The following is a 26,853-nucleotide window of genomic DNA, read 5'->3' on the forward strand; positions in this document are numbered from 1 at the left end:
ATGCCCCTGAAAACGCTTAAGTACTTTTCCACCCTGTTTGTCCTTGCCCTCGCGCTGGTTGCGGGCTGGTGGATGTGGAATTTTTATATGCAGTCGCCCTGGACACGCGACGGCAAAATTCGCGCTGAACAGGTCAGCATCACTCCTCAGGTGTCGGGAAGTATCACGACGCTGCTCGTTAAGGATAACCAGTACGTTAAAAAGGGTGAGGTTTTATTCCGGATCGACGATACCCCATACCATATCGCGATTCTGAATGCCGAGGCGCAGCTGGCGAAAGCCCAGTCTGACTTAGCGAAAGCCAACAATGAGGCCAACCGTCGCCGGCATTTATCGCAAAATTACATTTCAGCGGAAGATTTAGACACCGCGAATATCAACGTCAAGGCCATGCAGGCGAGCGTCAACGTTGCCGAAGCCACGCTAAAACAGGCTCAGTGGGAGCTGACCCAAACCGTCATTACCGCACCGGTTGATGGCTGGGTGACCAACCTTTCCGCCCGCGTCGGGAACTATGCCACCACAGGACAACCCGTGTTTGCCCTCGTCGACAGCCACTCCTTCTACGTCGTGGGCTATTTTGAAGAGACCAAGCTCCGCCATATCCGCGAGGGTTCGCCTGCCGCGATAACGCTTTACAGCGGCTCGCAAAAGTTACAGGGTCACGTATCCAGCATTGGTCGGGCCATTTACGACCAAAGCGTTGAAACGGATTCAGGGCTGGTGCCGGACATTAAGCCGAACGTCCCCTGGGTGCGCCTGGCCCAGCGCGTTCCGGTTCGCGTGGAGTTTGATCGTTTACCGCAGGACATCACTCTGGTATCCGGCACCACCTGCACCGTCTCCATCGGAACCCGCGAGTGAAGCTGCCGGCTTTCTCCTGGCAAAACACGCCGTGGCTGAAAGCGACGCGCCCCCAGTGGCGCTATGCGCTGCGAAATGGCATCGCCATGTGTCTTGCGCTGACCGTCGCCTATTATCTGAACCTGGATGAACCCTACTGGGCGATGACGTCTGCCGCGGTGGTAAGTTTCCCCACGGTCGGCGGCGTGATCAGTAAAAGCCTCGGCCGTATCGCAGGCAGCCTGCTGGGTGCCACCGCGGCGTTGATTATCGCCGGCCATACGCTGAACGACCCGTGGCTATTCCTGCTGAGCATGGCGGCATGGCTGGGATGCTGTACCTGGGCCTGCGCCCATTTTACCAATAACGTCGCCTACGCCTTCCAGCTGGCGGGCTATACCGCCGCCATTATTGCCTTTCCGGTGGTTAACGTGCTCGACACCACCGAGCTGTGGGATATCGCTCAGGCGCGCGTCTGTGAAGTCATTGTCGGGATCCTCAGCGGCGGCTTCATGATGATGATCCTGCCCAGCACCTCCGACGGCACTGCGCTCATCACCGCGCTGAAAACGATGCATGCCCGCTTGCTGGAGCATGCGAGCCTGCTGTGGCAACCCGTTACCAGCGATGACATCCGCCTCGCGCATGAAAAGGTTATCGGGCAGATCCTGACGATGAATCTGCTGCGTATTCAGGCCTTCTGGAGCCACTATCGCTTTCGCCGCCAGAACACCCTGCTTAATTATTTACTGCACCAGCAGCTGCGCATGACCAGCGCAATCTCCAGCCTGCGCCGGATGCTGCTCAACTGGCCAACGCCACCTGAAAACACCCGGGCCGTAATTGAAACGCTACTCGCGGCCCTTGCGCGCCCGGATGCAGACATCTACACGGTCGCGCGGATTATTGCCCCGCTCGCCCCGGTTGATGAGTACGACTACCGCCATCGCGCCTTCTGGCAGCGTCTGAACTACTTTTGCCGGCTCTACCTGCGCAGCAGTCGCTGGATTAATGCGGTCGAGAATGCTACCCCGTTGACAGAATTTAACGTCCCCTGCAGCCCGGCGCTAGCAAGACATACCGACTATCTGGAAGCGCTGTGGAGCGGTTTTCGCACCTTCTGCGCGCTGATGCTGGTGGGTGCGTGGAGCATCACCACGCAGTGGGAATCCGGTACGGCGGCCCTGACGCTTGCCGCCATCAGCTGCGTGCTTTACTCCGTCGCGGCCTCGCCGTTCAACTCCCTGACGCTCCTGCTGCGCACGCTGGTGCTGCTGTCACTCTTCAGCTTTGTGGTGAAGTTTGGCCTGATGGTGCAGATAAGCGATCTGTGGCAATTCCTGCTGTTCCTGTTCCCCCTGCTAACCACTATGCAGCTTCTGAAGCTGCAAATGCCTAAACTGGCCGGTCTCTGGGGACAGCTGATTGTCTTTATGGGCTCGTTTATCTCCGTGACGAATCCGCCGGTTTACGATTACGCCGATTTTCTCAATGACAACCTGGCAAAGATCCTGGGCGTAGGGCTGGCGTGGCTTGCTTTCGCGGTGTTACGTCCCGGCTCCGATGCGCGCAAGAGCCGCAGGCATATCAGGGAGTTACGGCGGGGATTTGTCGACCAGCTCAGCCGTAAACCGCATCTGCGTGAAAGCGAATATGAATCGCTGGTTTATCACCACGTCAGCCAGCTGAATAACAGCCAGGACGCGCTTTCACGGCGCTGGCTGTTGCGCTGGGGCGTCGTGCTGTTGAACTGTTCGCACGTGGTCTGGCAGCTTCGCGCGTGGGAAACGCGTTCCGATCCGCTGTCGCAGGTGCGGGATGTGTGTATCTCCCTGCTGCGCGATGTAATGAGCGAGCGCGGCGTCCAGCAGCGACCGCTGGAAACCACGCTGAATGAACTGCAGCGGATCTGCGATACCCTGGCACGACATCATCTGCCCGCAGCCCGCGATTTGGCGTCGATCATCTGGCGCCTGCACTGCTCGCTGTCGCAGCTGGAACAGGCGCCACCACCGGGCACGATTGGGGATCAGATCACGCCGCAGGCATAACGTGCCCCGCCGCCGCCAAGCGGTTTAGGCTGATCGGACATATTGTCGCCGCCGACGTGGATCATCAGCGCTTTACCTTTCACCTCATCCAGCTTTTTCAAACGCGGCGCAACAACGGGCTCTGTGGCTTTACCGTCGTTATTGACCACCAGCACGGGCAAATCGCCCAGATGCCCCAGCCCCTCCGGGCCCTCATGCTTGCCGGAGTGCTGTGGATCAAGGTGACCTCCTGCCGCTTCCGCCGCAGACGGTTTGCCCTCTTTTAATGCGGGCTGACAGCTGCCTTTAGCATGAACGTGGAAACCATGTTCGCCGGGAGGGAGTGCTTTGAGGTTGGGGGCGAACTCCAGTCCTTTATCGGTTTCAGTGATTTTCACCGTTCCGATGGACTGGCCTACACCCTGAGAGGTGACGAGATTCATTTCCACTTCGTCGCTGGCTGCCTGCGCCCCTGCGCAAACAACCAGCGTGACCAGTGCCAGAGCAAAACGCTTCATATGACCTCCGCTGGTTATTTTTTGCCCCTTAAGTGTATACCAGGGGCAAAGATTTCACCGGAAAGTCACCTTCTGGCGGTTTATGGCACGTCGTAACCCAGCGCGGCCTTGCGGATGCGGAACCACTGCTGACGGGTCATCTGCAGCTCTTCTGCGGCCAGCGCAGAACGCACGCGTTCTATTTTGCCGGAACCGATAATTGGCAGCGGTTTTGACGGCAGGCGCAAGATCCACGCGTAAACCACCTGTTCGATGCTCTCAGCGTTCAGTTCGCGGGCGATGGTTTCAAGCTCGTTGCGCAGCGGCTGGAATTCATCATCATTAAACAGGCGCCCGCCTCCCAGGCACGACCAGGCCATCGGGCGAACGCGCAGCTGCTGCAGCTGATCGAGCGTACCATCCAGCAGCAGCGGCTGGTGTACCGGGGAGATCTCAACCTGGTTCGTGGCCAGGGTAAACGGCAGACGTGACTGAAGCAGCGCAAACTGCGCCGGGGTAAAGTTTGAAACGCCGAAGTGACGCACTTTCCCACTCTGATGCAGATTCAGGAAGGCTTCCGCCACCTCATCGGCATCCATAAGCGGGTCCGGGCGGTGGATTAACAGCAGGTCAATACGATCGGTCGCCAGATTGACCAGCGACTGCTCGGCGCTCTTGATGATATGCGCGCTGTCGGTGATGTAATGGCCGAGGGCATGTTCAGGTTTTGCCGTGGTGGCTATCCCACACTTCGTGACGATCTCCATGCGGTCGCGGAGAGCCGGAACCAGCTTGAGCGCCTCGCCGAAGGCGGCTTCACACAGGTAGCCGCCGTAAATATCCGCATGATCGACGGTGGTGACCCCTAAATCGATATGCTCTTCAATAAAGCTCGCCAGCTGGAGGGGGGACATATTCCAGTCCATCAGGCGCCAGTAGCCCATCACAAAGCGGGAGAATTCTGGCCCCTGGGGGGCAAGGGTAATTCGCTGAACCATAACATTTTCCTCAAGGACGTAATGTCATGAGTATACGCAATTACCGTGTTAAAAAAGTGAAGGCTGCTGCGGTTCTTCGGTCTCACCGGCTTTGTTTGCGCGTATTTTGCGCAGAAGTCGCTGTCGGCAAAGGCGAAGCACCTCTTGTTTTTGCGTGTCGCTAAAGTTTTGCCAGTTAAAACGCTCATCACGGGTACGCATGCACCCGCGGCAATATCCGCGTTCATCCACCTGACAAATACCCCGGCACGGGCTCTGGATGGGGAAAAACTCCAGCTGCTCTGCCACACTCACCTCCAGATAATCACTCTCACCTACAGTGAAGACGTTAAACGCGCCACGTGCAAGGGCTTTACCACAGATTTGTGGCATTAAGGTTTCACTAATCTTCCCTCTCTATACTCGGCCCATCAATACAATGACAGGTTTCCCGTTCGATGTGGTTAATCAAAAAGTTACAATGTAACGACATTAAATTTACTCTGGGCTGTGCACTCTTTTTTACGTTGATTAATGGGCTGTTTATCCAGCGCAGCTGGGCCATTATCGCCCCTGTACATCTGCACGACATCCTCTTTGCCGCGTCCGTACCGCTGGTGCTCTTCTGCGGCTGGGTGATTGTCTTTAGCCTGCTCAACATCCCGTATATCCGCAAGCCACTGCTGATTGTCTTAACCATCGGTTGCGCCGCGGCGACCTATTTTATGTACACCTACGGCGCGGTGATCGATCAGAACATGATTGTGAACGTGTTCGAAACCAACTCACAGGAAGCCACCGCCCTGGTCACCCCGCAGATGATTCTGTGGATTGCCCTTGCCGGCCTCGTTCCCTCGGTGGTACTGGCATTGACCCGCATCCGTACCGGAAAATGGTGGTATGCCCTGCTGACGCGCGTTGCCGCGATGCTCGGTGCCCTGCTGGTGATTATCCTGATTGCGGCGCTGTTTTATAAAGATTACGCGTCGCTGTTTCGCAACAACAAAAGCATCGTCAAAATGGTGACCCCGGCGAACTATGTCAGCGCCGTGGTGAAGTACAGCAAAATGCGCTGGTTTGCAGGCGATCAAACGCTGGTGCGGATTGGCGAAGATGCCCATAAAGGGCCATTAATTTCCGGTCAGCAAAAGAAAACCGTTCTGGTGCTTGTCGTCGGCGAAGCGTCTCGCGCGGCAAACTACTCCCTGAACGGTTACGGGCGTGAAACCAACCCTGAGCTGAAAAAGCAGGATGTGATTAACTTCCCGCAGGCCTCCTCGTGCGGGACTGAAACCGCCGTTTCCGTTCCCTGCATGTTCTCCGGCATGACGCGCAGCAAATACGATGCCGACCTGGCTCATCATCAGGAAGGGCTGCTCGACGTGCTCAACCATGCGGGCGTCAACCTGCTGTGGCGCGACAACGACGGCGGCTGCAAAGGTGCCTGCGATCGCATACCCCATACCGATATGACGCAGTGGAAACTGGACCAGTTCTGCAAAGACAAATCCTGTATCGACGATGTCAATTTCTACCGTCTGGACAACGTGCTGGATGGCCTGAAGCAGGACACGGTGCTGGTTATCCACCTGATGGGGAGCCACGGTCCGGCGTACTATCGCCGTTATCCGGATAATTTCCGTAAGTTCACCCCAACCTGCGATACCAACGAAATTCAGGATTGCGACCATCAGGCGCTGATTAACACCTATGACAACACCATCCTGTATACCGACAGCATGGTCAGTAAAACCATCGATACGCTGAAAGCGCGCCAGGCGAGCATGAACACTGCCCTGATTTACCTCTCGGATCACGGGGAATCACTGGGTGAAAGCGGTATCTATCTGCACGGTACGCCGTACATGCTGGCACCGGAGCAGCAAACGCACATTCCGTTTATGTTCTGGCTGTCCCCGGACTATGCGAAAAACTTTGGCATTAACGAACAGTGCTTACGCGACCACGCTACAAAAAATGCGGTTTCCCAGGACAATTTATTCTCGACCGTGCTGGGCATGATGGACGTGAAATCAAAGGTTTACCAACAGCAGCTGGATATTCTGAGCGCATGTCGTCAGTAAACTCGCTTGCATTAGACCGAACGGTCTATTAGAGTGCGGCCATGAGCAGAAATACTGAACACGATACCCGCGAACATTTACTGGCTACCGGCGAGCGGCTTTGCATGCATCGCGGGTTTACCGGTATGGGGTTGAGCGAACTGTTAAAAACCGCCGAAGTACCGAAGGGGTCGTTTTATCACTACTTCCGGTCCAAGGAGGCTTTTGGCGTGGCGATGCTGGAGCGTCATTATGCTGGCTACCACCAGCGTCTGGCGACCCACTTTGCCTCCGGTGAAGGCAACTATCGCGATCGTGTTCTGAACTACTATCAGGAAACGCTGAACCAGTTCTGTCAGCAGGGCATTATCAGCGGATGCCTGACGGTCAAACTGTCTGCCGAAGTGTGCGATCTTTCTGAAGATATGCGCACGGCGATGGATAAAGGTGCCAGCGGCGTTATCGCCCTGCTGGCCCAGGCGCTGGAGAAAGGCCGCAATGAAAAAACGCTGGCCTTTTCCGGCGAGCCGTTAACCCAGGCGCAGGTGTTATATGCGCTCTGGTTAGGTGCTAACCTGCAGGCAAAAATTTCGCGCAGTGCCGTGCCGCTTGAAAGCGCGCTGGCACATGTGAAAAACAGCATTACTGCGCCTGGCGTATAACAGGCGTTTTTATTTATTCCATTACTAGTCGACTGGTCTACTCAGGAGTCTTTATGTCAGCTGAAAATCTCTTTACCCCCTTGAAAGTGGGTGCCGTCACGGCGCCAAACCGCGTGTTCATGGCTCCGCTTACCCGTCTGCGCAGCATTGAGCCGGGCGACATCCCAACCCCACTGATGGGTGAATACTACCGTCAGCGCGCCAGCTCTGGTCTGATCATCACCGAAGCCACGCAGATTTCTGCTCAGGCTAAGGGCTACGCGGGTGCACCGGGTCTTCACAGCCCGGAACAGATTGCCGCATGGCAGAAAATCACCGCTGGCGTTCACGCTGAAGAGGGTCGTATTGCGGTCCAGCTGTGGCATACCGGTCGTATCTCTCACAGCAGCATTCAGCCCGGCGGCCAGGCTCCGGTCTCCGCTTCGGCCCTGAGCGCCAATACCCGTACTTCCCTGCGTGATGAAAACGGTAATGCGATCCGCGTGGATACCTCTATGCCTCGCGCACTGGAACTGGATGAGATCCCGGGCATTGTTAACGACTTCCGCCAGGCCGTGGCCAACGCGCGCGAAGCCGGATTTGACCTGGTTGAGCTGCACTCCGCGCATGGCTATCTGCTTCACCAGTTCCTGTCACCGTCCTCTAACCACCGCACCGACCAGTACGGCGGCAGCGTCGAAAACCGTGCCCGCCTGGTGCTGGAAGTGGTTGACGCCGTTTGTCAGGAGTGGAGCCCGGACCGTATCGGCATTCGTGTTTCCCCAATCGGTTCTTTCCAGAACGTCGATAACGGCCCGAATGAAGAAGCCGACGCGCTCTATCTGATTGAAGAGCTGGCGAAACGCGGTATTGCGTATCTCCACATGTCCGAGCCGGACTGGGCCGGCGGTAAGCCTTACACTGAAGCTTTCCGTCAGAAAGTGCGCGAACGCTTCCACGGCGTGATCATCGGTGCGGGGGCCTATACCCCTGAGAAAGCCGAAGATCTGATTAATAAAGGGCTGATCGATGCCGTCGCGTTTGGCCGCGACTACATCGCCAACCCGGATCTGGTTGCCCGTCTGCAGCAGAAAGCGGCACTGAACCCGCAGCGTCCGGAAAGCTTCTACGGCGGCGGCGCGGAAGGCTACACCGACTACCCTTCTCTGTAATCTCGCCATTGTTCATTGATAGCGGCGACACTTCGCCGCTATACTAAAACATCGTTTCTGTTCAAAAAAAACAGTCTGTTCCACAGGTTAATGAGGAAATTATGCGCCTACTTCACACCATGCTGCGCGTTGGCGATCTGCAACGTTCGATTGATTTCTACACTAACGTACTGGGTATGAAACTGCTGCGCACCAGCGAAAACCCGGAATACAAATACTCGCTGGCGTTCGTGGGCTACGGCCCGGAAACGGATGAGGCGGTTATCGAGCTGACCTACAACTGGGGGGTAGACAGCTACGAGCTGGGCACGGCATATGGTCACATCGCGCTGGAAGTGGACAACGCGGCTGAAGCCTGTGAACGCATTCGCAGCAACGGCGGTAACGTTACGCGCGAAGCGGGCCCGGTAAAAGGTGGCACCACCGTGATTGCGTTCGTGGAAGATCCGGACGGTTATAAAATCGAGCTGATTGAAGCCAAAGACGCCGGTCGCGGTCTGGGCAACTGATCCCTCAGGGCGCAACGTGCGCCCGTAGTTTTACTGCATCACCCGCCAAAATTTGCCATAATGCGCTCTGCTTTTTCCCCATGTAAGAGACCCTGATGTCCGATAACGCTCAATTTAGCGGTCTGTGCGACCGTTTTCGTGGTTTTTATCCCGTTGTCATTGATGTAGAAACAGCCGGATTTAACGCTAAAACCGATGCGCTGCTCGAAATTGCCGCCATCACGCTGAAGATGGATGAACAGGGCTGGCTTACACCGGACACCACGCTGCATTTCCACGTTGAACCTTTCGAAGGGGCAAACTTACAGCCGGAAGCACTGGCGTTTAACGGTATCGACCCGCATAACCCGCTGCGCGGTGCGGTCAGTGAATATGATGCGCTGCACGCCATTTTTAAAATGGTGCGTAAAGGCATGAAAGAAAGCAACTGCAGCCGCGCCATCATGGTGGCCCATAACGCCACCTTCGATCACAGCTTTACCATGGCCGCCGCGGAGCGCGCGTCGCTCAAGCGAAACCCCTTCCATCCTTTTGTGACCTTCGACACCGCCGCACTGAGCGGCCTGGCGCTGGGACAAACGGTGTTATCAAAAGCCTGCATCACGGCCGGGATTGAGTTTGACGGCACGCAGGCCCACTCCGCTCTGTATGACACGGAGCGCACAGCTGAGCTGTTCTGTGAGATCGTCAACCGCTGGAAGCGTCTGGGCGGCTGGCCGCTGCCGATGGGTGATGAGGCCGATCGCCAATCGTAGGCCGGGTCAGCGCAGCGCCACCCGGCAAAAAAAAAGCGACCACATAGCGGGTCGCTTTTTTATTTCCGCAGAAAATTACTCTGCGTCCGGCTCTTCAGTTTTGTACTTAGCCGCCGTCTCTTTGATCAGCTGCTGCAGTTCGCCGCGCTGATACATTTCAATCAGGATATCGCAACCGCCAACCAGTTCGCCGTCTACCCACAGCTGTGGGAAAGTCGGCCAGTTCGCGTACTTAGGCAGCTCAGCGCGGATGTCCGGGTTCTGCAGGATATCAACGTAAGCAAAACGCTCACCACAGGCTGACAGCGCCTGAACCGCTTGCGCGGAGAAGCCGCAGCTTGGCAGCTTCGGAGAACCTTTCATATACAGCAGAATCGGGTTTTCAGCGATCTGGCGCTGGATTTTTTCAATAGTGGTGCTCATGTCTTGCTTCCTTTAACTTCTGTTACGGCATTCGTCTGACATTGTAGCGGTTCAGACTGGCATCGGAAAATAACATTTTTGTCACGTTTATACATTCTACCCCGAGTCACGAAAAGTTGCATTGCAAATGGTGTTTAACCCTGCGGCAGTCAGGGTTTTGCTTAGGGAATGGGCAAATGTGCGACAGAACGATGAATTTTTTTGCACTTGCTAACGAAACACGATTGTAGATTGAAAAATGCTATTAACTTTCTGGGTTTTTATGGATTAGAATCGACGGGCTTTGTAAATCACACGCGGGTATTATTGATGACCTGCATTTATCAGGGGACTGCCCAGTGGCGCGGATAAATAAAATCTCGATCACGCTCTGTGCTTTACTGTTTACATCACTCACTTTCACGCCAGTGGCAAACGCCTCTCAGCAGGCGCGGCATTCTGCCGTACAAAAAAACCATCTGGTGAAAACCACAGAACGTAAGAAAAAAACCACCGCTAAGAACGACAAGAAAAAAACAACCACACAGACTAAACAGACCGCTTCCAGCAAGACGAAAACAAAATCTTCCCGCACTGCCCACATCGCCAAAAGCAAAGCTTCGCAAACCGCCGCTAACCTCGTTACTGAAAAATGCATCACGCGCAAAGGCCACAAGGCGAAGTGCACAAAGGTCACGAAAATAGCGGAAGTGCATAAAGTGCGCGTACAGAAAGCGCAGAAAACCGCGATGAACAAGCTGATGGGGCAGATTGGAAAACCTTATCACTGGGGTGGCAGTTCGCCACGTACCGGTTTTGACTGCAGCGGCCTCGTCTATTACGCCTATAAAGATCTGGTCAAGTTCCGCATTCCTCGCACCGCCAATGAGATGTACCACCTGCGCGATGCTTCCCCGGTTGACCGTGGAGAGCTGGAAAACGGCGATCTGGTGTTCTTCCGCACTCAGGGCCGCGGCACGGCTGACCACGTTGGCGTTTATGTCGGCAACGGAAAATTCATCCAGTCACCGCGTAGCGGCCAGGATATTCAGATCACCTCTCTCAGTGAAGACTACTGGGTACGTCACTACGTCGGCGCGCGTCGCGTGATGACGCCGAAAACCATTCGCTAACCCCTGCCCTGCCACGCCCGTGGCAGGGTAAGTTCCTCTTTTGCATACCCTTTCAATTTGCTATCCTGTCCCTGTTGTCTGTGTGGTTATTGACAACGCAAAATACAATAAGGAGAGAAGCAATGTCGTTCGAATTACCTGCACTACCGTATGCAAAAGACGCCCTGGCACCGCACATTTCTGCGGAAACCCTGGAATATCATTATGGCAAGCATCACCAGACGTACGTCACCAACCTGAACAACCTGATCAAGGGCACCGATTTCGAAGGCAAAACGCTGGAAGAGATCGTCCGCAGCTCAGAGGGTGGCGTATTTAACAACGCCGCTCAGGTGTGGAACCACACCTTCTACTGGCACTGCCTGGCACCGAATGCCGGTGGTGAGCCTGCAGGTGAACTGGCTGCCGCCATTAACGCCGCATTTGGCAGCTTCGCGGATTTCAAAGCGAAGTTCACCGATGCCGCGATCAAGAACTTCGGCTCTGGCTGGACGTGGCTGGTTAAAGAGGCTGACGGCAAACTGGCTATCGTTTCCACTTCTAACGCGGGCACCCCGCTGACCACCAGCGCTAAGCCGCTGATGACCGTAGACGTTTGGGAACACGCTTACTATATTGATTACCGTAACGCGCGTCCTAACTACCTGGAGCACTTCTGGGCGCTGGTTAACTGGGACTTTGTGGCGAAGAACTTCGCCGCGTAAGAGACACGCAGAAGGGTTCGCCCTTCTGCGTTTTTGGTTTATTCAGCAGCGCAGGCTGCTTCTGGCTGTTTACGACCCGACATCATCACCAGCAGCAGGCCGAGCGCGGCAATGATTGCCCCCATCACCGGCACAAAGCTGTACCCCAGCCCCCCTGAAATCACGGCCCCACCGGCCGCCGCACCGAGCGCATTGCCCAGGTTGAAGGCACCGATATTGACCGAAGATGAGAGACCCGGCGCTTCATGCGCGACGCGCATCACGCGCATCTGCAGCGGTGGAACCACGGCAAAGGTCGCAGCACCCCAGACGACCATCGCAATGGCGGCCCCATACTCATTACGCGCCAGCCACGGAATGGCGATCATAATGACAATCAGCAGGGTTAAGAAGCCCTTCAGCGTCCCGCTCACGGAACGGTCGGCAAATTTCCCACCCAGATAGTTGCCAATCGAGAAGCCCACGCCAATCAGCACCAGCATTGCGGTAACAAAGAGAGGCGTTGCGTGGGTGATGTCATGCAACACCGGCGAAATGTAGGTATAAAGGGTGAACATCGCCCCTGCCCCCAATACGGTGGTGAGCAGCGCGGAGAGCACCTGCGGGCGCATCAGCACCGAAAGCTCTCTGCGAACGTCAGGACGTTCCCCCGCGCTGCCTTTCGGCAAGGAGAAGAACAGCGCCACCATGGCAATCACGCCAAGCCCGGCGGTCGCCAGGAAGGACATACGCCAGCCGATCGCTTCACCCAGCCAGGTTGCCGCAGGTACCCCGCCAATGTTGGCAATCGTCAGGCCCATAAACATGGTTGCCACGGCGCTCGCCTGCTTGTGTTTTGGTACCACGCTTGCCGCCACGACCGACCCCAGCCCAAAGAAGGCGCCGTGGTTAAGGCTGGTCAGAATGCGTGACAGCATCAGCGTGGTGTAGTCCGGCGCAATGGCGGAAAGCACGTTGCCCAGGGTGAAAATGGCCATCAGGAATATCAGCGCATTGCGGCGCGCGCGGTGCGAAAGGAGAAGCGTCATCAGCGGCGCGCCAACCATCACGCCGATTGCGTAGGCGCTGATTAACATGCCTGCAGCAGGGATAGAGACATCCACGCCCCGGGCAATAACAGGCAGTAACCCCATCGGGGAGAATTCAGTGGTGCCAATCCCAAAAGCGCCAATCGCCAGGGCCAGCAGGGGAAAATTGATTTTCATGCGTCAACTCCGGATGCCGTGTCATGTGGTGACACAGAACAAAGAAGCCGAAAGCATGACATCAATCACAAAAAATGAGAAGTTAACAAAATGGCAAAAGATTTTTGCATGAGAAGTAACAATTGGGGCGATCGGGAGGGAGAACGCTCTCCCTCCGCGTAAATCAGTGCAGCGCAGCCGTCAGACCGGCAGCCACAATCAGAGCCAGCACAATAACGGTGGTGAACAGCGAAAACTTCAGATCGGAACTCATCAATTTTTCTCCTTTTAATCCCCCCACGAAAAGTGAGCCTGCTCATTTTTGCACAGTTTACGTCAAAAATCTTCCTGGATTTAAACTGATAAACACTTTACCTCTTCCCCTTTTCATCAAGATAGGACAAAATTCCACGCTAAATTTATTAGCGTACCGGCCATTGACCCCCTCCTGACGTCCCGTGTCGTTTTCCCGGCGTGCCGCAACTCAACATTGCGAAATAAGGGTGAGAGAAGGCAAACGTTTACCTTCAAGTTTTTCAGGAGTTTAGGATATGGTCTGGAGTGACATTTAATGGCAACAATTAAAGACGTAGCAAAACGCGCAAACGTTTCCACTACAACCGTATCACATGTTATTAACAAAACCCGCTTCGTGGCGGAAGAGACGCGCAATGCCGTCTGGGCCGCGATTAAAGAACTGCACTATTCGCCAAGTGCGGTTGCGCGAAGCCTCAAGGTTAATCACACCAAATCCATTGGATTGCTGGCTACCAGCAGTGAAGCGGCCTATTTTGCCGAGATCATTGAAGCGGTAGAGAAAAACTGCTTCCAGAAAGGCTATACCCTGATTCTGGGCAACGCGTGGAACAGCATTGAAAAACAGCGCGCCTACCTGTCGATGATGGCGCAAAAGCGTGTTGATGGCCTGCTGGTGATGTGTTCCGAGTATCCGGAGTCCGTGCTGTCCATGCTGGAAGAGTATCGCCATATTCCGATGGTAGTGATGGACTGGGGCGAAGCGCGCGCGGACTTCACCGATTCCGTTATCGATAACGCCTTTGAAGGCGGCTATATGGCCGGTCGTTATCTGATCGAACGCGGTCACCGCGAGATTGGCGTGATCCCGGGTCCGCTGGAGCGCAACACCGGTGCGGGCCGTCTGGCCGGTTTCATGAAAGCGATGGAAGAAGCGCTGATCAACGTGCCGGAAAACTGGATCGTGCAGGGCGACTTTGAGCCGGAGTCGGGATACCGCGCAATGCAGCAGATCGTCTCCCAGCAGCATCGTCCGACCGCCGTGTTCTGCGGAGGCGACATCATGGCGATGGGCGCGCTCTGCGCCGCCGATGAGCTGGGTCTGCGTGTACCGCAGGATATTTCCGTGATCGGGTATGACAACGTGCGTAACGCGCGCTACTTTACGCCAGCGTTGACCACCATTCACCAGCCGAAAGATTCGCTGGGCGAAACGGCCTTCAACATGCTGATGGACAGGATCGTCAACAAGCGCGAAGAGTCGCAGTCCATTGAAGTTCACCCGCGCCTTATCGAACGCCGTTCCGTTGCGGATGGTCCGTTCCGCGACTACCGTCGTTAATCGCTTTACGGGGCCAGCTACGCTGGCTCCCGTAACCACTCCCGGTTCAGCGTTTCACTGTCTCCCAGATAATCCAGAAGCCAGGCCATGGCGGGCGAGACGTCACTTTGCTGCCAGGTGAGGCAGCAGGCCGCATCCGGGAAGGGATTCTCCAGCGCCAGTTCAACCCATTCTCCGGTATCGATTCTTGGGCGCGCAAAATGCACCGGCACCATCGCAACGCACAGCCCGGCGCTGAGGCACGTCGCCGACGATTCCCAGTCAGGGGCCACCACTCGGCGCTGGTTATCCAGAAGCCAGGTGATGCGCTTGGGCAATGAACGGGAGGTATCCTCTAGCACCAGCGACGGCCAGTTGCGTAGCGTATCGTCGCTCAACGGCCCTTCCATCGCCGCCAGCGGATGATCGCGTGCCACCACGCACTTCCAGCTCAGCATGCCCATATCGCGAAAGGCGTAACGCCCCCCGACCGGGATCGCCTGCGTGGCCCCAATCGCCATCTCTGCCCTGCCGTCCGCCAGCGCATCCCAGACGCCGTTGAACACCTCCTGGGAGACCCGCAATTCGACGTCAGAAAAATGACGATAGAAATCGACGATCATTTGCCGGGTGCGTTCCGGCTTAACGATGTTATCCACCGCGATAGAAAGATGCCCCCGCCAGCCGTTGGCGATCTGCTGACACTGCTCGCGGGTGATCTGCATTTTTTTGATAACAGAACGCCCTTCCTTCAAAAACCATGCGCCGGCGGGCGTTAATTCCACATCACGATGGCGCCGTTCAAACAGCGGAACCGCCAGCCACTCTTCGAGCTGACGCACGGTGTAGCTGATAGCCGAAGGGACGCGGTGCAGCTCCTGCGCCGCACCGCTAAAGCTGCCGTTACGCGCGACAGCATCGACCACTTCAAGAGAATAATCTGACCACATTTTCTGCCTGCAAAATTTTTGAATGCACCCGCCAAATATTAGCGTTTCACAAGCGGCTTTGCACTCCCTACACTCAGCGCCAACGTACACCTGCCTCCTTAAGGAGAATAAAATAATGCAACCCAGGAAAGGTTTTTTAGTCTGGCTCGGCGGCTTAAGCGTGCTGGGCTTTTTGGCCACCGATATGTACCTGCCGGCTTTCGCCGCTATGCAGGAAGATTTGCAGACGCCTGCCGCGGCCATCAGCGCCAGCCTGAGTTTGTTCCTTGCCGGTTTTGCTTTCGCACAGCTGCTCTGGGGACCACTCTCGGATCGCTTTGGTCGTAAACCGGTATTGCTGCTAGGTCTGGCCATTTTTGCCGTTGGCTGTCTGGGGATGCTATGGGTACGCGACGCCACCTGGCTGCTGGTGCTGCGCTTTATTCAGGCTGTGGGCGTCTGTGCCGCTGCCGTCACCTGGCAGGCGCTGGTTACCGACTACTACCCGGCTAACCGCACAAACCGTATTTTCGCCACTATTATGCCGCTCGTGGGCCTCTCGCCAGCCCTTGCCCCGCTGCTGGGCAGCTGGATCCTCGCGCACTTTGACTGGCAGGCCATTTTTGCCACGCTATTTGCCATTACTCTGGTACTGATGCTGCCGGCGTTTGCCCTCAAGCCCGCGCATAAAAAAGAGGCGCATGCTGACGCGAAGCCAATTACCTTCACTTCCCTGCTCGGCACCAAAGCGTATCGCGGCAATGTCCTGATCTATGCCGCCTGCTCGGCGAGCTTCTTCGCGTGGCTCACCGGCTCGCCGTTTATTCTGCACGATATGGGATACAGCCCGGCGGCCATCGGGCTGAGCTACGTTCCACAGACCATCGCGTTCCTGGTGGGCGGGTACGGCTGTCGCGCGGCGCTGCAAAAGTGGGAAGGTCAGCAGATGCTGCCGTGGCTGCTGGTGCTGTATGCCCTGAGCGTTATCGGGACCTGGGCCGTTGGCTTTATGCCGGGCGCCGGTCTGGCTGAAATTTTGATTCCATTCTGCGTAATGGCCGTCGCGAACGGGGCGATTTACCCTATCGTCGTGGCACAGGCGCTCCGTCCGTTCCCGCAGGCGACAGGCCGTGCCGCCGCGCTGCAGAATACCCTGCAGCTGGGGCTGTGCTTCCTGGCAAGCCTGGTGGTCTCCGCGCTGATTGCTACGCCGCTTCTGACCACCACCAGCGTGATGCTGGTGACCGTTGCGCTGGCGGTAATAGGCTATCGTATGCAGGCCTCCGCGCAGCGTGAGCAGGATAACCGCGCTCAGGTTGAAACGTCACATGCATAATCGCGCCAGAAATCATGTTAATTTTCAGTGATTAGGTTGCTAAGAATTTTCTATTGAATCACCAAATTTTGAGGCCTATACTAAATTTGGTTCGATTAAATACGATAAATATTAAGCGTTAACGGGAGCCGGAGTGCTCCCGTTTTACCATGGAAGGCATTTTCGGCAAGGGTTATCTCCCTTCCTCTGTTCTACGTCGGATACTAGCCTCGCGGTATTTACCGTGAGATTTCTCACAAACCAAAAAAGCGTCTACGCTGTTTTAAGGTTCTGATCACAGTAGGGTGATGGAGAAGCTATGAGTTCATCGTGTATAGAAGAAGTCAGCGTTCCGGACGATAACTGGTCCCGGATCGTCAGTGAACTGTTGGGTCGTGCAGGCATCACTATCAACGGATCTTCGCCATCCGATCCCCAGATCAAACATCCCGACTTTTTTAAACGCGTGTTGCGTGAGGGATCGTTAGGACTGGGAGAAAGCTATATGGACGGCTGGTGGGAGTGCGAACGGCTGGATATCTTTTTCGCCAGCGTTTTGCGTGCCGGTCTGGAAAATCAACTCCCCCGCAACCTGAAAGACACCCTGCGTGTCGCCTCTGCCCGACTGTTTAATCTGCAAAGTAAAAAACGCGCATGGATCGTCGGCAAAGAGCACTACGATCTTGGCAACGACCTGTTCAACCGTATGCTTGACCCTTTCATGCAGTACTCCTGCGCCTACTGGAAAGACGCGTCGACGCTTGAAGAGGCTCAGCAGGCTAAGCTGCGTCTGATTAGCGAGAAATTGCAGTTACAGCCCGGAATGCGCGTGCTGGATATTGGCTGCGGCTGGGGTGGGCTGGCATACTTTATGGCGAAGCACTATGGCGTCAGCGTGGTCGGCGTCACGATTTCAGCGGAACAGCAAAAAATGGCGCGGGAACGCTGCCAGGGTCTCGATGTGGATATCCGACTGCAGGATTACCGTGACCTGAACGAACAGTTCGATCGTATCGTTTCCGTGGGTATGTTCGAGCACGTTGGGCCGAAAAACTACGACACCTACTTTGAGGTTGTGGACCGTAATTTAAAACCGGACGGCATCTTCCTGCTGCACACTATCGGCTCTAAGCGGACCGACAATAACGTTGACCCGTGGATCAACAAATACATCTTTCCGAATGGCTGTTTACCGTCCGTTCGCCAGATTGCCAACGCCAGCGAATCCCATTTCGTTATGGAGGACTGGCATAACTTTGGCGCCGATTACGACACCACGCTGATGGCATGGCACGCGCGTTTTCAGGAGGCCTGGCCAGAGATTGCGGACAACTATTCTGAACGATTCAAGCGGATGTTTAGCTATTATCTGAATGCCTGTGCGGGCGCGTTTCGCGCGCGGGATATTCAGCTCTGGCAGGTGGTATTCAGCCGCGGGATTGAACACGGGCTGCGCGTCGCACGCTAAAAAAATAACCCCGGGAAACCGGGGTTGTTTTTTATTCTTCTTCGACGGTCTTTATTATTGCGGCTTCTTTTGCCGCCAGCACGCGTTCAACCGTATCGACCACTGCCTGGGTTTGCGGATCGATTTCGATATTCACGCGATGCCCCAGTTTTTTCGCACCCAGCGTGGTGCGCTGCAGCGTTTCAGGAATTAAGTGCACGCAAAAACGCGTTGGCGTTACTTCCCCCACCGTCAGGCTAATCCCATCGATGCCAATAAATCCTTTATAGAGGATGTATTTCATTAATGAAGGATCCTGCATTTTGAACCAGATTTGACGGTTATTTTCCGAGGTGACGATTTTCGCCACTTCCGCGGTGGTCATGATGTGCCCGGACATCAGATGGCCGCCAATCTCATCGCTGAACTTTGCCGCCCGCTCAACGTTGACGGTATCCCCCACCACCAGCTCGCCCAGGTTGGTGATGCGCAGCGTCTCTTTCATTAAATCAAAGCTGATCTGGTTGCCGTTAATTTCGGTTACTGTCAGGCAGCAGCCGTTGTGGGCAATCGACGCGCCGGTTTCGATGCCCTCAAGCATATATTCCGGCAGCTCGACAACATGAGTACGGAAATTAGGTTTTTCATCAATGGACACCACTTTGGCGGTGCCCTGCACAATACCAGTAAACATGCTTACAACTCCTGTTTTTTCCGGACGGTGGTGACACCGTTTAATCCCACCACAATAACAGTTGGAAAAACAGGTTGCCAGCGGAGCGCATTTTCTGGCGATTTTTTCACTAGATAAATAGCTAAAGCCCGCTACAATAGCTGGCACCCCCCTGCATTTTCTTCTTGCTGCCCGTTTCGGCGGCTTTTTTAGTCTCTCAAATAACTACAAAATAAAGGTGTTCACGTGCAGAAGTACATGAATGAAGCGCGCCAGTTATTAGCACTGGCGATACCAGTGATCATCGCGCAAGTGGCCCAGACCGCAATGGGATTTGTGGATACGGTAATGGCAGGTGGCTACAGCGCCACCGATATGGCGGCCGTGGCTATCGGCACGTCAATCTGGCTTCCGACCATTCTGTTCGGCCACGGTCTGCTGCTCGCGCTCACGCCTGTTATCGCTCAGCTCAATGGCTCGGGGCGTCGCGAACGCATTGCCCATCAGGTCCGTCAGGGCTTCTGGCTGGCAGGGTTTGTCTCCGTGCTGATTATGGTCGTGCTCTGGAACGCGGGTCATATCATTCGCGCTATGCATAATATTGACCCGGCACTGGCTGATAAAGCCGTAGGGTATCTGCGTGCCCTGCTCTGGGGTGCGCCTGGCTACCTCTTTTTCCAGGTGGCGCGTAACCAGTGTGAAGGCCTGGCGAAAACCAAGCCCGGAATGGTGATGGGCTTTATTGGTTTGCTGGTTAATATTCCGGTTAACTATGTCTTTATTTACGGCCACTTCGGGATGCCGGAGCTTGGCGGCGTCGGCTGCGGCGTGGCGACGGCTGCCGTTTACTGGGTGATGTTCTTCTCCATGCTCACCTTCGTGAAGCGCGCCCGTTCAATGCGCGATATTCGTAACGAGAAAAGATTTAGCACCCCGGACTGGAACATCATGACCCGTCTGGTGCAGTTAGGGTTGCCGATTGCCCTGGCGCTGTTCTTTGAAGTGACCCTGTTTGCCGTGGTTGCCCTGCTGGTCTCCCCGCTGGGCATTGTGAACGTGGCCGGGCACCAGATTGCGCTGAACTTCAGTTCCCTGATGTTCGTCCTGCCGATGTCGCTGGCGGCGGCAGTGACCATTCGCGTGGGCTTCCGCCTGGGACAAGGCTCTACGCTGGATGCGCAAACGGCCGCCCGGACCGGGCTGGGCGTCGGCGTCTGCATGGCCATCTGCACGGCGCTTTTTACCGTTGCTCTGCGCGAGCAGATTGCCCTGCTCTATAACGACAATCCGGAAGTGGTCGCGCTGGCCTCGCACCTGATGCTGCTGGCCGCTATATACCAGATCTCGGACTCCATCCAGGTGATTGGCAGCGGCGTGCTGCGCGGATATAAGGACACGCGTTCGATCTTCTTTATCACCTTCATCGCCTATTGGGTGCTAGGTCTGCCGTGCGGTTATATTCTGGCCCTGACCGACCTGGTGGTAGAACGCATGGGGCCTGCAGGGTTCTGGATGGGCTTTATCATCGGCCTGACGTCGGCGGCGATTATGATGATGATGCGAATGCGCTTCCTGCAGCGCCAGCCATCAACGGTCATTTTGCAACGCGCTGCACGTTAAATACGCAGTAGCCGCCAGCCGGCGGCTACTTTCTCTTCACTTTGCGCGGTAATGAAGCAATCGCGTGAAATCAGAGAGAAAAATGCATTTTCCCTCTTGCCTCAATGATGCTGTGCCGCTAATATTCGTCCCCGTTGTCACCGACAACACGTTGCGTTCATAGCTCAGTTGGTTAGAGCACCACCTTGACATGGTGGGGGTCGTTGGTTCGAGTCCAATTGAACGCACCATTCTGCGTCCGTAGCTCAGTTGGTTAGAGCACCACCTTGACATGGTGGGGGTCGGTGGTTCGAGTCCACTCGGACGCACCATTTCATTCCTGAAATGGTGCAAATCCTCTTCTGATATCCTGAATTTTCCTAATCCCCCATTTTCATTACTGTTCTCCTGCTACGCTTTCCTCATGGAAAAAAGAGAGGAAAACCGTCGATGAAGAAAATCGCCATTATCGGTTCCGGCCCTACAGGGATTTACACCTTTTACGCGCTGCTTAAAAACCCCCAGCCGCTTTCGGTCTCTGTCTTTGAACAGGCTGATGAAGCAGGCGTGGGTATGCCCTATAACGACGACGATAACTCTCGTCTGATGCTGGCGAACATCGCCAGCATTGAAATCCCGCCACTGTTTATGACCTACCTCGACTGGCTCAAGGGCCAGAGCGACGCCCATCTGGCGCGTTTTAACGTTGATAAAGCCCGTTTGCATGACCGGCAGTTCCTGCCCCGGATCCTGCTGGGTGAGTATTTTCGCGACAGCTTTCGCTCAATCGTTGAAGAGGCTAAAAAGCGGGGGTTTCAGGTTGATATCCATGAATCCGCCCGCGTGACCGACATCATACCCTCGGAGGCCGGCGTCACGCTTTCAGTTAACGATAGCGCCTTTCCTGAACGCTTTGACCTTGCGGTTATCGCCACCGGCCACGTCTGGCCAGACGAGGAAGAAGCCACCCGCGCGTTCTTCCCAAGCCCGTGGTCCGGCCTGATGGACGCCAGCATTCCTCCGTGCCGCGTCGGCATCATGGGGACATCGTTGAGCGGTCTCGACGCGGCCATGGCGGTAGTGATGCAGCACGGCGCGTTTCGCGACGATAAATTCGTGCTGGATAACGACAGCGAAGCGTTAAATATTGTCCTGATGTCCCGAACGGGCATTTTGCCGGAAGCCGATTTTTACTGCCCTATTCCTTACGAGCCGCTGTCGGTCTTAACCGAACGCGTGGTTGAAACCGAGATCGGCAAAGGGCAGGATGGCCTGCTTGACCGCATCTTCGCCCTGATCGTGAAAGAGCTCCAGCTCGCTGACCCGACGTGGTGCGAGAAAATATCGCTGCACAGGCAGACTGCGGACAGCATTCGCGAGGCCTGGTTTGAGGATCGTAAACGGCACGGTCCGTTTACCTGGGCGGAGGAGAATCTCAACGAGGTTGAGCGGAACAAACGCGAACGGCGCACCGTAGCCTGGCGCTATACCGTGCTTCGGCTGCATGAGGTGGTTCAGGAGATCGTGCCCCATCTTAGCGAACAAGACGCTAAACGCTTCAAGCAGGGGCTGGCCCGGGTATTTATCGACAACTACGCGGCCATTCCTCCGCAGTCTATCCGCAGGCTTCTTGCACTTCGCGAAGCCGGCATCATTAGCGTGGCTGCGCTCGGCGACGATTACACGCTTGACGTTGGCAGCGACCGGACGGTGATAACCACTAAAGAGACGGTTTACCGTTTCGACGTGTTTATTGACGCGCGCGGACAAAAGCCGCTCAAAACGAAAGATCTGCCCTTCCCGACGCTGCGCAAACAGCTGGAAACGACGGGCGAAGAGATTCCCGACATCGGCGAGGATTACACCTTAAAAGCGCCTGAAACCGTCCGCGGACGCATCGCCTTCGGCGCGATACCGTGGCTGATGCACGATCGTCCCTTCGTTCAGGGGCTGGCGGAGTGCGCTGAGATTGCAGAGGCGATGGCGAAGGCGGCAGAAAAACCCGCGTCGGGGTTACGGCGGAGATTGCCGTACAGCGAGAGCTGACAGGGCGTCCATGCCCTGCTGGTGCTGATTACTCGAAGTAGACTTCCGGGTTTTCAGACAGGGAGACGAAGGTTTTCGTCGCTTTATCCAGCGCAAGGATTTTGCCGCTTTCAATGTCGTACACCCAACCGTGCAGGCGGATGGAGTTATTGCGCAGGCCCACCGCAACGGACGGATGGGTCTTAATGTTGCTCAGCTGCGCAAACACGTTCTCCTGCACCATCGCATTGACCTTATCGATCGGCTTATCCCAGGTTTTCTTCTCCACCACGGCTTTTGCCGCGTCGGAATAGCGCAGCCAGTGCGACACAGCCGGCATTGGCTCCAGATTCGCGTTATCGGCAATCGCCTTCATCGCCCCGCAGTTGGAGTGGCCGCAAATCACGATATCCGTGACGCCCAGTGCCACAACGGCGTATTCGATAGTGGCAGACACGCCGCCAGGCTCCGGCCCGAAAGGCGGTACGATGTTGCCAGCATTACGAATGACAAAGAGTTGTCCCGGCTCTTGCTGGGTGACCAGCTCCGGGACCAGGCGGCTGTCGGAGCAAGAGATGAACAGCGCTTTGGGATTCTGGCTGGACGCTAAACTGCGGAAGAGTTCTTTACGTTGCGGGAAAATCTCTTTTTGAAAGCTGAGAAAACCTTCAATGATATGTTGCATAGCAATGTCTCTTTTATCTGTTTTAGTTTAGGCATGATCGAGATCACACTCGTAAAGTTTACCCATCGTGGTTTACTTCAGACAAGCAATATATTTCTGGCCCGACCGCTGCACGATCTCGTCCGCACTGGCCTGGATGTTCTGCCCTTCAAACGCGCCGTACAGGCGTGAAAACGTTTTGCCTTCCAGATGACTGACAACCGACGCCACGGTGCGAGCCGGCAGCGGAAGATAATTCGGATAGCTCCACATAAACGAAACGGCGTCTTTACCGGGCGTGACCTGCAGGATATCGCCCACCAGCAACACCCCTTCCCCCTCCTGCCAGTGCAGCACCGTTCCGCCGGCAAAATGCCCGCCGAGACGCAGCAGGGTGACCGACGGGAAAATCTCCAGCGCATCCCCGTGCCAGAAGTGAATGGCCGGGCTGTCGCGCATGACCCACTCCCTGTCGCTGGCGTGCAGATAGACCGGCGCATCAAACGCCGCGGCCCACTCCTGCATGGCGGTGTAATAGTGCGGATGCGAAATCGCAATCGCGCTGATGCCGCCGAGCGCGGTGATGAGCTTTTTTGTGGCGGGGTCGAGGTTAGCAATGCAGTCCCAGAGAATATTGCCGTGGGGCGTTTGCAGGAGCAGCGCCCGCTGGTTGATAGCAAACGCGGGGACCGTTTTAATAGCGAACAACCGCGGCTCCAGCTGCTGCCATTTGTTGCTATGCGTGGCGGTTACGGTGTCGAAATCTGTCCATGCCTGGCCCGTAGCGGGCACATACTGGCGTTCATCCTCGCAAATCGGGCACCTGTCCGGCTGGGCGTCATAGGCGGTTCCGCAGGTTTTACAGAGTGTAATCATGGGCTCTCCTCAGCAATAAAGCACTGAGTATGGCAGGGATTATCGTTATGTGCTGCGAGGTACATTGCTGGCTTTTTTTGCCCTATACTGTGCCAGAATCACATACTGAACAGAGCAGGTGCCACATGGAAATTGATCTCGAAAACTTAGTCTTTAACGGTCTGGATGAAGCCGAAGAGCGTAATGCGGAACGTCTGGACGATGCGGACAAAAAAGCGCAGGCGATTGTCGCCGACGACGACTGCGGCGATGCCTGCAAGATCTGATAAAAAAGCACCGGGAAACCGGTGCTTTTTTGGTGTTACTTTTTGAGCCCGTCAATGGCTGCCTGCGCGCAGGCTTCATCAAGATGACCGCCCGGCGCGCCGCCGATACCGATCGCCCCGATCGTTTCATCGCCCTCTTTCACCGGCAGGCCACCCGCCAGCAGCAGGAAGCCTGGAATGTCACGCATGTTTTGCGCACCGGCGTTGCTCTGCGCCGCTTCCATCACTTTGCCTGACGCATTCTTTGCGCTGAGCGCCGTCCAGGCTTTCATCTCACTGGCTTTAACCGTGTGCGGGCCTGCATTATCCGTGCGCTGTACCGCTTTTACCACGCCTGCCCGGTCAACCACGGTGACCGTCACCTGATAATTTTTTGCCGTACACGCCTGAATAGCGGACGTCGCCAGCGCGTTCGCCTGGGCCAGTGAGAGATTCTTTTGACTCAACGTATCGGCCTGCGCCGCCAGGCTCAGGCTACCCGCGGCCAGTGCCGCAACCATCATTAATTTTTTCATCGCACGTCCTCGCGTGTTAGTAGACAGAGCAGAGGTTACTCAGCCGCGCGATAAAAGGTAATTCGGTTGATTACGCACTCATCCTGGTAGTTATACGGATTGCAATTTGTCGTATTCCCGGATTGCCTGGACCAGGCTGCTGACGCCAAGCTTGGAAAATGCCGCCGCGCGGTGCGCTTCTACCGTTCGTGGCGAGAGGTTCAGCCGTGCGGCCGCCTCCTTGTTGCTAAGCCCTTCCATCAGTGTGCCGAGCACTTCATGTTCCCGGGCGGTCAGCTGTGCAAAACGCGCCTTAACCCGGGACGTTTCCTGCCAGTCGGCAAAGCGGCGCTGGCTTTCCCCGAAGGCCTGTCCCACCGTTTCGATAAGCTTGTCGGCATCCAGCGGCTTGGTGAAAAACTCAAAGACGCCGTTATGGAATGCCCGACGGCAGGCGTCAACGGTACCGTGTCCGGTCATGATAATCACCGGCAACAGGGGCCAGGGCCAGTTGCCCTCTTCCAGCCAGGCGAGTCCGCCTTTGCCCGGCATCCGCATGTCCAGCAGCATACAGCCCACCAGCGCCGTATCACGAGCATGGGCAGCGATAAAGGCATCGACGCTTTCAAACGTTTTTACCGGCCAGCCCATCCCCGAAAGCAAAAATGCCATCGACTCTCTGATGGATTCATCATCATCAATCAGCCAGACTGTTTTATCCATTCTTCGCCTCCTTTCCGTGCGCCAGCTGTAGTCGGATCTGCGCCCCGCCCTGCGGGGCGTTACCCAGCGTAATCGAGCCGTTCATACGCGTCATCAATGACTCCGTTAAGGTCATCCCCAGACCGATACCCACTTCTCTGCCGCTATAAAACGGCATGAAGGCATTCTGTAACGCCTCAGGGCTAAAGCCCGGGCCGCCGTCAGTGACGGTAATCAGGACGCCGCTCTCGTTCTTTTGACTCTCAATTTTTACCCAACCGGCAGTATCCGGCTGCTGGGCCTGAATGGCGTTGCTGAGCAAGTTATGCAACACCTGTTCCAGCCAGAGAGGGTCAGCCAGCACCGTCGTTGCTTCCGGGGCGAAAGCATGGCTGACCGTAATATGCTCGGCCCTGCGCTCATGCTCCAGCAGGTTCACCACCTGCAGCCAGCAGTGCACCAGATCGGTTTCACGCAGGATCACCTTCTCCTGCACAACGTGCTCGCGAAAACGGGTCAGCAAAGCGCTAATACGCTGCGTTTGCGTCAGTGCGGCCGCCAGCGCCTGCGGCACGGCCTGCACGTTGTCCTGCTGCAGCTGGCGCTGCGCGCCCTGGATCCACGTCTGCGCCGCGGTAAGGGGCTGGTTTATCTCATGCACAATTCCAGCGGTGATTTCCCCCAGGGTATTAAGCCTGGCGTGTTGGTAATAGAGCGCTCTTTGCTCGGCCTCCTTCCGCGCTCTACGCTGCCAGAGCACCACGCTCGCCAGCGCAATCACTATCCCCCATCCAATAAAAATCAAGGGATATATAAACCCGTTGACGCCGAACCAGGCCGGCTGTGAATCGGCCTCCAGCGTAAAAGGCTGAGTATACTGCGGGAAGGTGCGTTGCCAGTGCCAGAAGGCATCAGACGCCTGCTCGTCACCGTTCGGCATAAAGCGGATCCCGAGGTGATTGAAAGGATGATGGGCGTTCAGGATCGGGCCGAGGTCTACCAGCACGCGGATTTGACGCCAGGGGTTGTATAGCCAGTACTGCATCTCGTGGGCAGGCTCAACCCGCGGCGCATCTAGCGCGCGTGCGGTGGTTTTTTCCAGGGCAAGCAGCTGGGGGAATTTTTTGCGCAGGGCGGCAATATCTTCATCGCCATTCAGAAGCGGCAGTACGGATTCATTTTGCGTCAGCACCGCGCTTAGTTCAGCGAAGAGCGCCGCGAACTCGCGATCGCGCTCCCAGAACTGGCGGCGGATTTGTTCGGCGTAGAGCAGCACGCCGCTTAACGTGCACGCTATCGCCCAAAGAACGATAGCGCGCCTCATCATGTTTTTGGTGGTCATTGTGTTAACGGAGCAGTGACGGATACCGTTGACCT

Annotated in this window: 28 protein-coding genes and 2 tRNA genes; 17 read left to right on the forward strand and 13 right to left on the reverse strand. The window is 56.0% G+C overall.

Annotated features, from left to right (window positions below):
• A complete protein-coding gene (locus ABR39_RS22365) occupies positions 1-864 on the forward strand; it encodes an efflux RND transporter periplasmic adaptor subunit (RefSeq protein WP_047348792.1) in 864 nt (287 codons plus the stop codon).
• A complete protein-coding gene (locus tag ABR39_RS22370; RefSeq protein WP_047348793.1) occupies positions 861-2,894 on the forward strand; it encodes an FUSC family protein in 2,034 nt (677 codons plus the stop codon). The genes ABR39_RS22365 and ABR39_RS22370 overlap by 4 nt, the downstream gene beginning before the upstream one ends.
• Here ABR39_RS22370 and sodC read toward each other — a convergent pair.
• From sodC to ABR39_RS22385, 3 genes are all read right to left on the reverse strand, one after another.
• Positions 2,873-3,391, reverse strand: a complete 519-nt coding sequence (sodC, locus tag ABR39_RS22375) for a superoxide dismutase [Cu-Zn] SodC (RefSeq protein ID WP_047348794.1) — start codon at positions 3,389-3,391, stop codon at positions 2,873-2,875. The genes ABR39_RS22370 and sodC overlap by 22 nt on opposite strands.
• Before the next feature lie 80 nt (positions 3,392-3,471).
• A complete protein-coding gene (locus ABR39_RS22380; RefSeq protein ID WP_047348795.1) occupies positions 3,472-4,368 on the reverse strand; it encodes an aldo/keto reductase in 897 nt (298 codons plus the stop codon).
• 48 nt (positions 4,369-4,416) lie between these two features.
• Positions 4,417-4,656, reverse strand: coding sequence for a DUF1289 domain-containing protein (locus ABR39_RS22385; protein WP_008500587.1), 240 nt, complete (start codon positions 4,654-4,656; stop codon positions 4,417-4,419).
• Positions 4,657-4,805: 149 nt separating this feature from the next.
• Between ABR39_RS22385 and eptA the strand changes: the two genes are divergently transcribed.
• The 5 genes from eptA to rnt all read left to right on the forward strand — a co-directional run bounded on the left by eptA (position 4,806) and on the right by rnt (position 9,487).
• On the forward strand, positions 4,806-6,431 hold the full coding sequence (gene eptA / locus ABR39_RS22390) for a phosphoethanolamine transferase EptA (RefSeq protein ID WP_047348796.1): 1,626 nt from the start codon (positions 4,806-4,808) through the stop codon (positions 6,429-6,431).
• Positions 6,432-6,472: 41 nt separating this feature from the next.
• Positions 6,473-7,072 (forward strand): TetR/AcrR family transcriptional regulator, encoded by a 600-nt coding sequence (locus ABR39_RS22395; RefSeq protein WP_047348797.1) that lies wholly within the window; start codon positions 6,473-6,475, stop codon positions 7,070-7,072.
• 53 nt (positions 7,073-7,125) lie between these two features.
• Positions 7,126-8,223, forward strand: a complete 1,098-nt coding sequence (locus ABR39_RS22400; RefSeq protein WP_047348798.1) for an alkene reductase — start codon at positions 7,126-7,128, stop codon at positions 8,221-8,223.
• A gap of 101 nt (positions 8,224-8,324) precedes the next feature.
• Positions 8,325-8,732, forward strand: coding sequence for a lactoylglutathione lyase (gloA, locus tag ABR39_RS22405; protein WP_013096923.1), 408 nt, complete (start codon positions 8,325-8,327; stop codon positions 8,730-8,732).
• 95 nt (positions 8,733-8,827) lie between these two features.
• On the forward strand, positions 8,828-9,487 hold the full coding sequence (gene rnt / locus ABR39_RS22410; protein WP_047348799.1) for a ribonuclease T: 660 nt from the start codon (positions 8,828-8,830) through the stop codon (positions 9,485-9,487).
• 75 nt (positions 9,488-9,562) lie between these two features.
• On the opposite strand, the gene grxD is transcribed toward rnt, so the two are convergent.
• The gene (grxD, locus tag ABR39_RS22415) at positions 9,563-9,910 is read right to left on the reverse strand and encodes a monothiol glutaredoxin 4 (RefSeq protein WP_003832760.1); all 348 of its coding nucleotides are present in this window, start codon (positions 9,908-9,910) and stop codon (positions 9,563-9,565) included.
• 338 nt (positions 9,911-10,248) lie between these two features.
• On the opposite strand from grxD, the gene ABR39_RS22420 reads away from it, so the two are divergent.
• Both ABR39_RS22420 and sodB read left to right on the forward strand, forming a co-directional pair.
• On the forward strand, positions 10,249-11,022 hold the full coding sequence (locus ABR39_RS22420; RefSeq protein WP_047348800.1) for a C40 family peptidase: 774 nt from the start codon (positions 10,249-10,251) through the stop codon (positions 11,020-11,022).
• A gap of 122 nt (positions 11,023-11,144) precedes the next feature.
• The gene (gene sodB / locus ABR39_RS22425; RefSeq protein ID WP_047348801.1) at positions 11,145-11,726 is read left to right on the forward strand and encodes a superoxide dismutase [Fe]; all 582 of its coding nucleotides are present in this window, start codon (positions 11,145-11,147) and stop codon (positions 11,724-11,726) included.
• A gap of 38 nt (positions 11,727-11,764) precedes the next feature.
• Here sodB and ABR39_RS22430 read toward each other — a convergent pair whose 3' ends face one another.
• A complete protein-coding gene (locus ABR39_RS22430) occupies positions 11,765-12,931 on the reverse strand; it encodes an MFS transporter (RefSeq protein ID WP_047348802.1) in 1,167 nt (388 codons plus the stop codon).
• Positions 12,932-13,094: 163 nt separating this feature from the next.
• Positions 13,095-13,184, reverse strand: coding sequence for a YnhF family membrane protein (locus ABR39_RS25765; RefSeq protein WP_020688313.1), 90 nt, complete (start codon positions 13,182-13,184; stop codon positions 13,095-13,097).
• A gap of 297 nt (positions 13,185-13,481) precedes the next feature.
• Between ABR39_RS25765 and purR the strand changes: the two genes are divergently transcribed.
• Positions 13,482-14,507 (forward strand): HTH-type transcriptional repressor PurR, encoded by a 1,026-nt coding sequence (gene purR, locus ABR39_RS22435; protein ID WP_047348803.1) that lies wholly within the window; start codon positions 13,482-13,484, stop codon positions 14,505-14,507.
• A 17-nt stretch (positions 14,508-14,524) separates the two neighbouring features.
• Here the strand turns inward: purR and punR are convergent, their stop codons facing one another.
• Positions 14,525-15,436: a DNA-binding transcriptional activator PunR gene (gene punR / locus ABR39_RS22440; protein WP_047348804.1), complete on the reverse strand. Its 912-nt coding sequence runs from the start codon at positions 15,434-15,436 to the stop codon at positions 14,525-14,527.
• 115 nt (positions 15,437-15,551) lie between these two features.
• On the opposite strand from punR, the gene punC reads away from it, so the two are divergent.
• Together punC and cfa are read left to right on the forward strand one after the other, a co-directional pair.
• A complete protein-coding gene (gene punC / locus ABR39_RS22445) occupies positions 15,552-16,751 on the forward strand; it encodes a purine nucleoside transporter PunC (protein ID WP_047348805.1) in 1,200 nt (399 codons plus the stop codon).
• Positions 16,752-17,049: 298 nt separating this feature from the next.
• Positions 17,050-18,198 (forward strand): cyclopropane fatty acyl phospholipid synthase, encoded by a 1,149-nt coding sequence (cfa, locus tag ABR39_RS22450; protein ID WP_047348806.1) that lies wholly within the window; start codon positions 17,050-17,052, stop codon positions 18,196-18,198.
• 31 nt (positions 18,199-18,229) lie between these two features.
• On the opposite strand, the gene ABR39_RS22455 is transcribed toward cfa, so the two are convergent.
• Positions 18,230-18,871: a riboflavin synthase gene (locus ABR39_RS22455; protein ID WP_047348807.1), complete on the reverse strand. Its 642-nt coding sequence runs from the start codon at positions 18,869-18,871 to the stop codon at positions 18,230-18,232.
• Between the two features lie 225 nt (positions 18,872-19,096).
• Between ABR39_RS22455 and mdtK the strand changes: the two genes are divergently transcribed.
• The 4 genes from mdtK (at position 19,097) to ABR39_RS22475 (ending at position 22,495) form a co-directional block, all read left to right on the forward strand.
• Positions 19,097-20,470, forward strand: coding sequence for an MdtK family multidrug efflux MATE transporter (mdtK, locus tag ABR39_RS22460; protein WP_047348808.1), 1,374 nt, complete (start codon positions 19,097-19,099; stop codon positions 20,468-20,470).
• 153 nt (positions 20,471-20,623) lie between these two features.
• A tRNA-Val gene (locus tag ABR39_RS22465) sits at positions 20,624-20,700 on the forward strand.
• 4 nt (positions 20,701-20,704) lie between these two features.
• A tRNA-Val gene (locus ABR39_RS22470) sits at positions 20,705-20,781 on the forward strand.
• Between the two features lie 118 nt (positions 20,782-20,899).
• Positions 20,900-22,495, forward strand: a complete 1,596-nt coding sequence (locus ABR39_RS22475) for an FAD-NAD(P)-binding protein (RefSeq protein ID WP_047348809.1) — start codon at positions 20,900-20,902, stop codon at positions 22,493-22,495.
• 28 nt (positions 22,496-22,523) lie between these two features.
• Here the strand turns inward: ABR39_RS22475 and ABR39_RS22480 are convergent, their stop codons facing one another.
• Positions 22,524-23,159, reverse strand: a complete 636-nt coding sequence (locus ABR39_RS22480; protein WP_047348810.1) for a carbonic anhydrase — start codon at positions 23,157-23,159, stop codon at positions 22,524-22,526.
• A gap of 72 nt (positions 23,160-23,231) precedes the next feature.
• Positions 23,232-24,014, reverse strand: coding sequence for an MBL fold metallo-hydrolase (locus tag ABR39_RS22485; protein WP_047348811.1), 783 nt, complete (start codon positions 24,012-24,014; stop codon positions 23,232-23,234).
• A 125-nt stretch (positions 24,015-24,139) separates the two neighbouring features.
• Between ABR39_RS22485 and ABR39_RS25770 the strand changes: the two genes are divergently transcribed.
• Entirely contained in the window at positions 24,140-24,280 is a 141-nt protein-coding gene (locus ABR39_RS25770; RefSeq protein WP_013096938.1) for a hypothetical protein, read from the forward strand.
• A gap of 35 nt (positions 24,281-24,315) precedes the next feature.
• Here the strand turns inward: ABR39_RS25770 and ABR39_RS22490 are convergent, their stop codons facing one another.
• From ABR39_RS22490 to ABR39_RS22500, 3 genes are all read right to left on the reverse strand, one after another.
• Positions 24,316-24,795, reverse strand: coding sequence for a GlcG/HbpS family heme-binding protein (locus tag ABR39_RS22490; protein WP_047348812.1), 480 nt, complete (start codon positions 24,793-24,795; stop codon positions 24,316-24,318).
• A gap of 90 nt (positions 24,796-24,885) precedes the next feature.
• The gene (locus ABR39_RS22495) at positions 24,886-25,497 is read right to left on the reverse strand and encodes a response regulator transcription factor (protein WP_047348813.1); all 612 of its coding nucleotides are present in this window, start codon (positions 25,495-25,497) and stop codon (positions 24,886-24,888) included.
• Positions 25,490-26,803 carry a sensor histidine kinase gene (locus tag ABR39_RS22500; protein WP_240477090.1) on the reverse strand — a complete coding sequence of 438 codons (1,314 nt, stop codon included), beginning with the start codon at positions 26,801-26,803 and terminating at the stop codon, positions 25,490-25,492. Before ABR39_RS22500 ends, ABR39_RS22495 begins: the two co-directional genes overlap by 8 nt.
• Between the last annotated feature and the right edge of the window lie 50 nt (positions 26,804-26,853).

It is taken from the genome of Enterobacter genomosp. O (genome assembly GCF_001022965.1).
Classification (GTDB): Bacteria; Pseudomonadota; Gammaproteobacteria; order Enterobacterales; family Enterobacteriaceae; genus Enterobacter; species Enterobacter cloacae_L.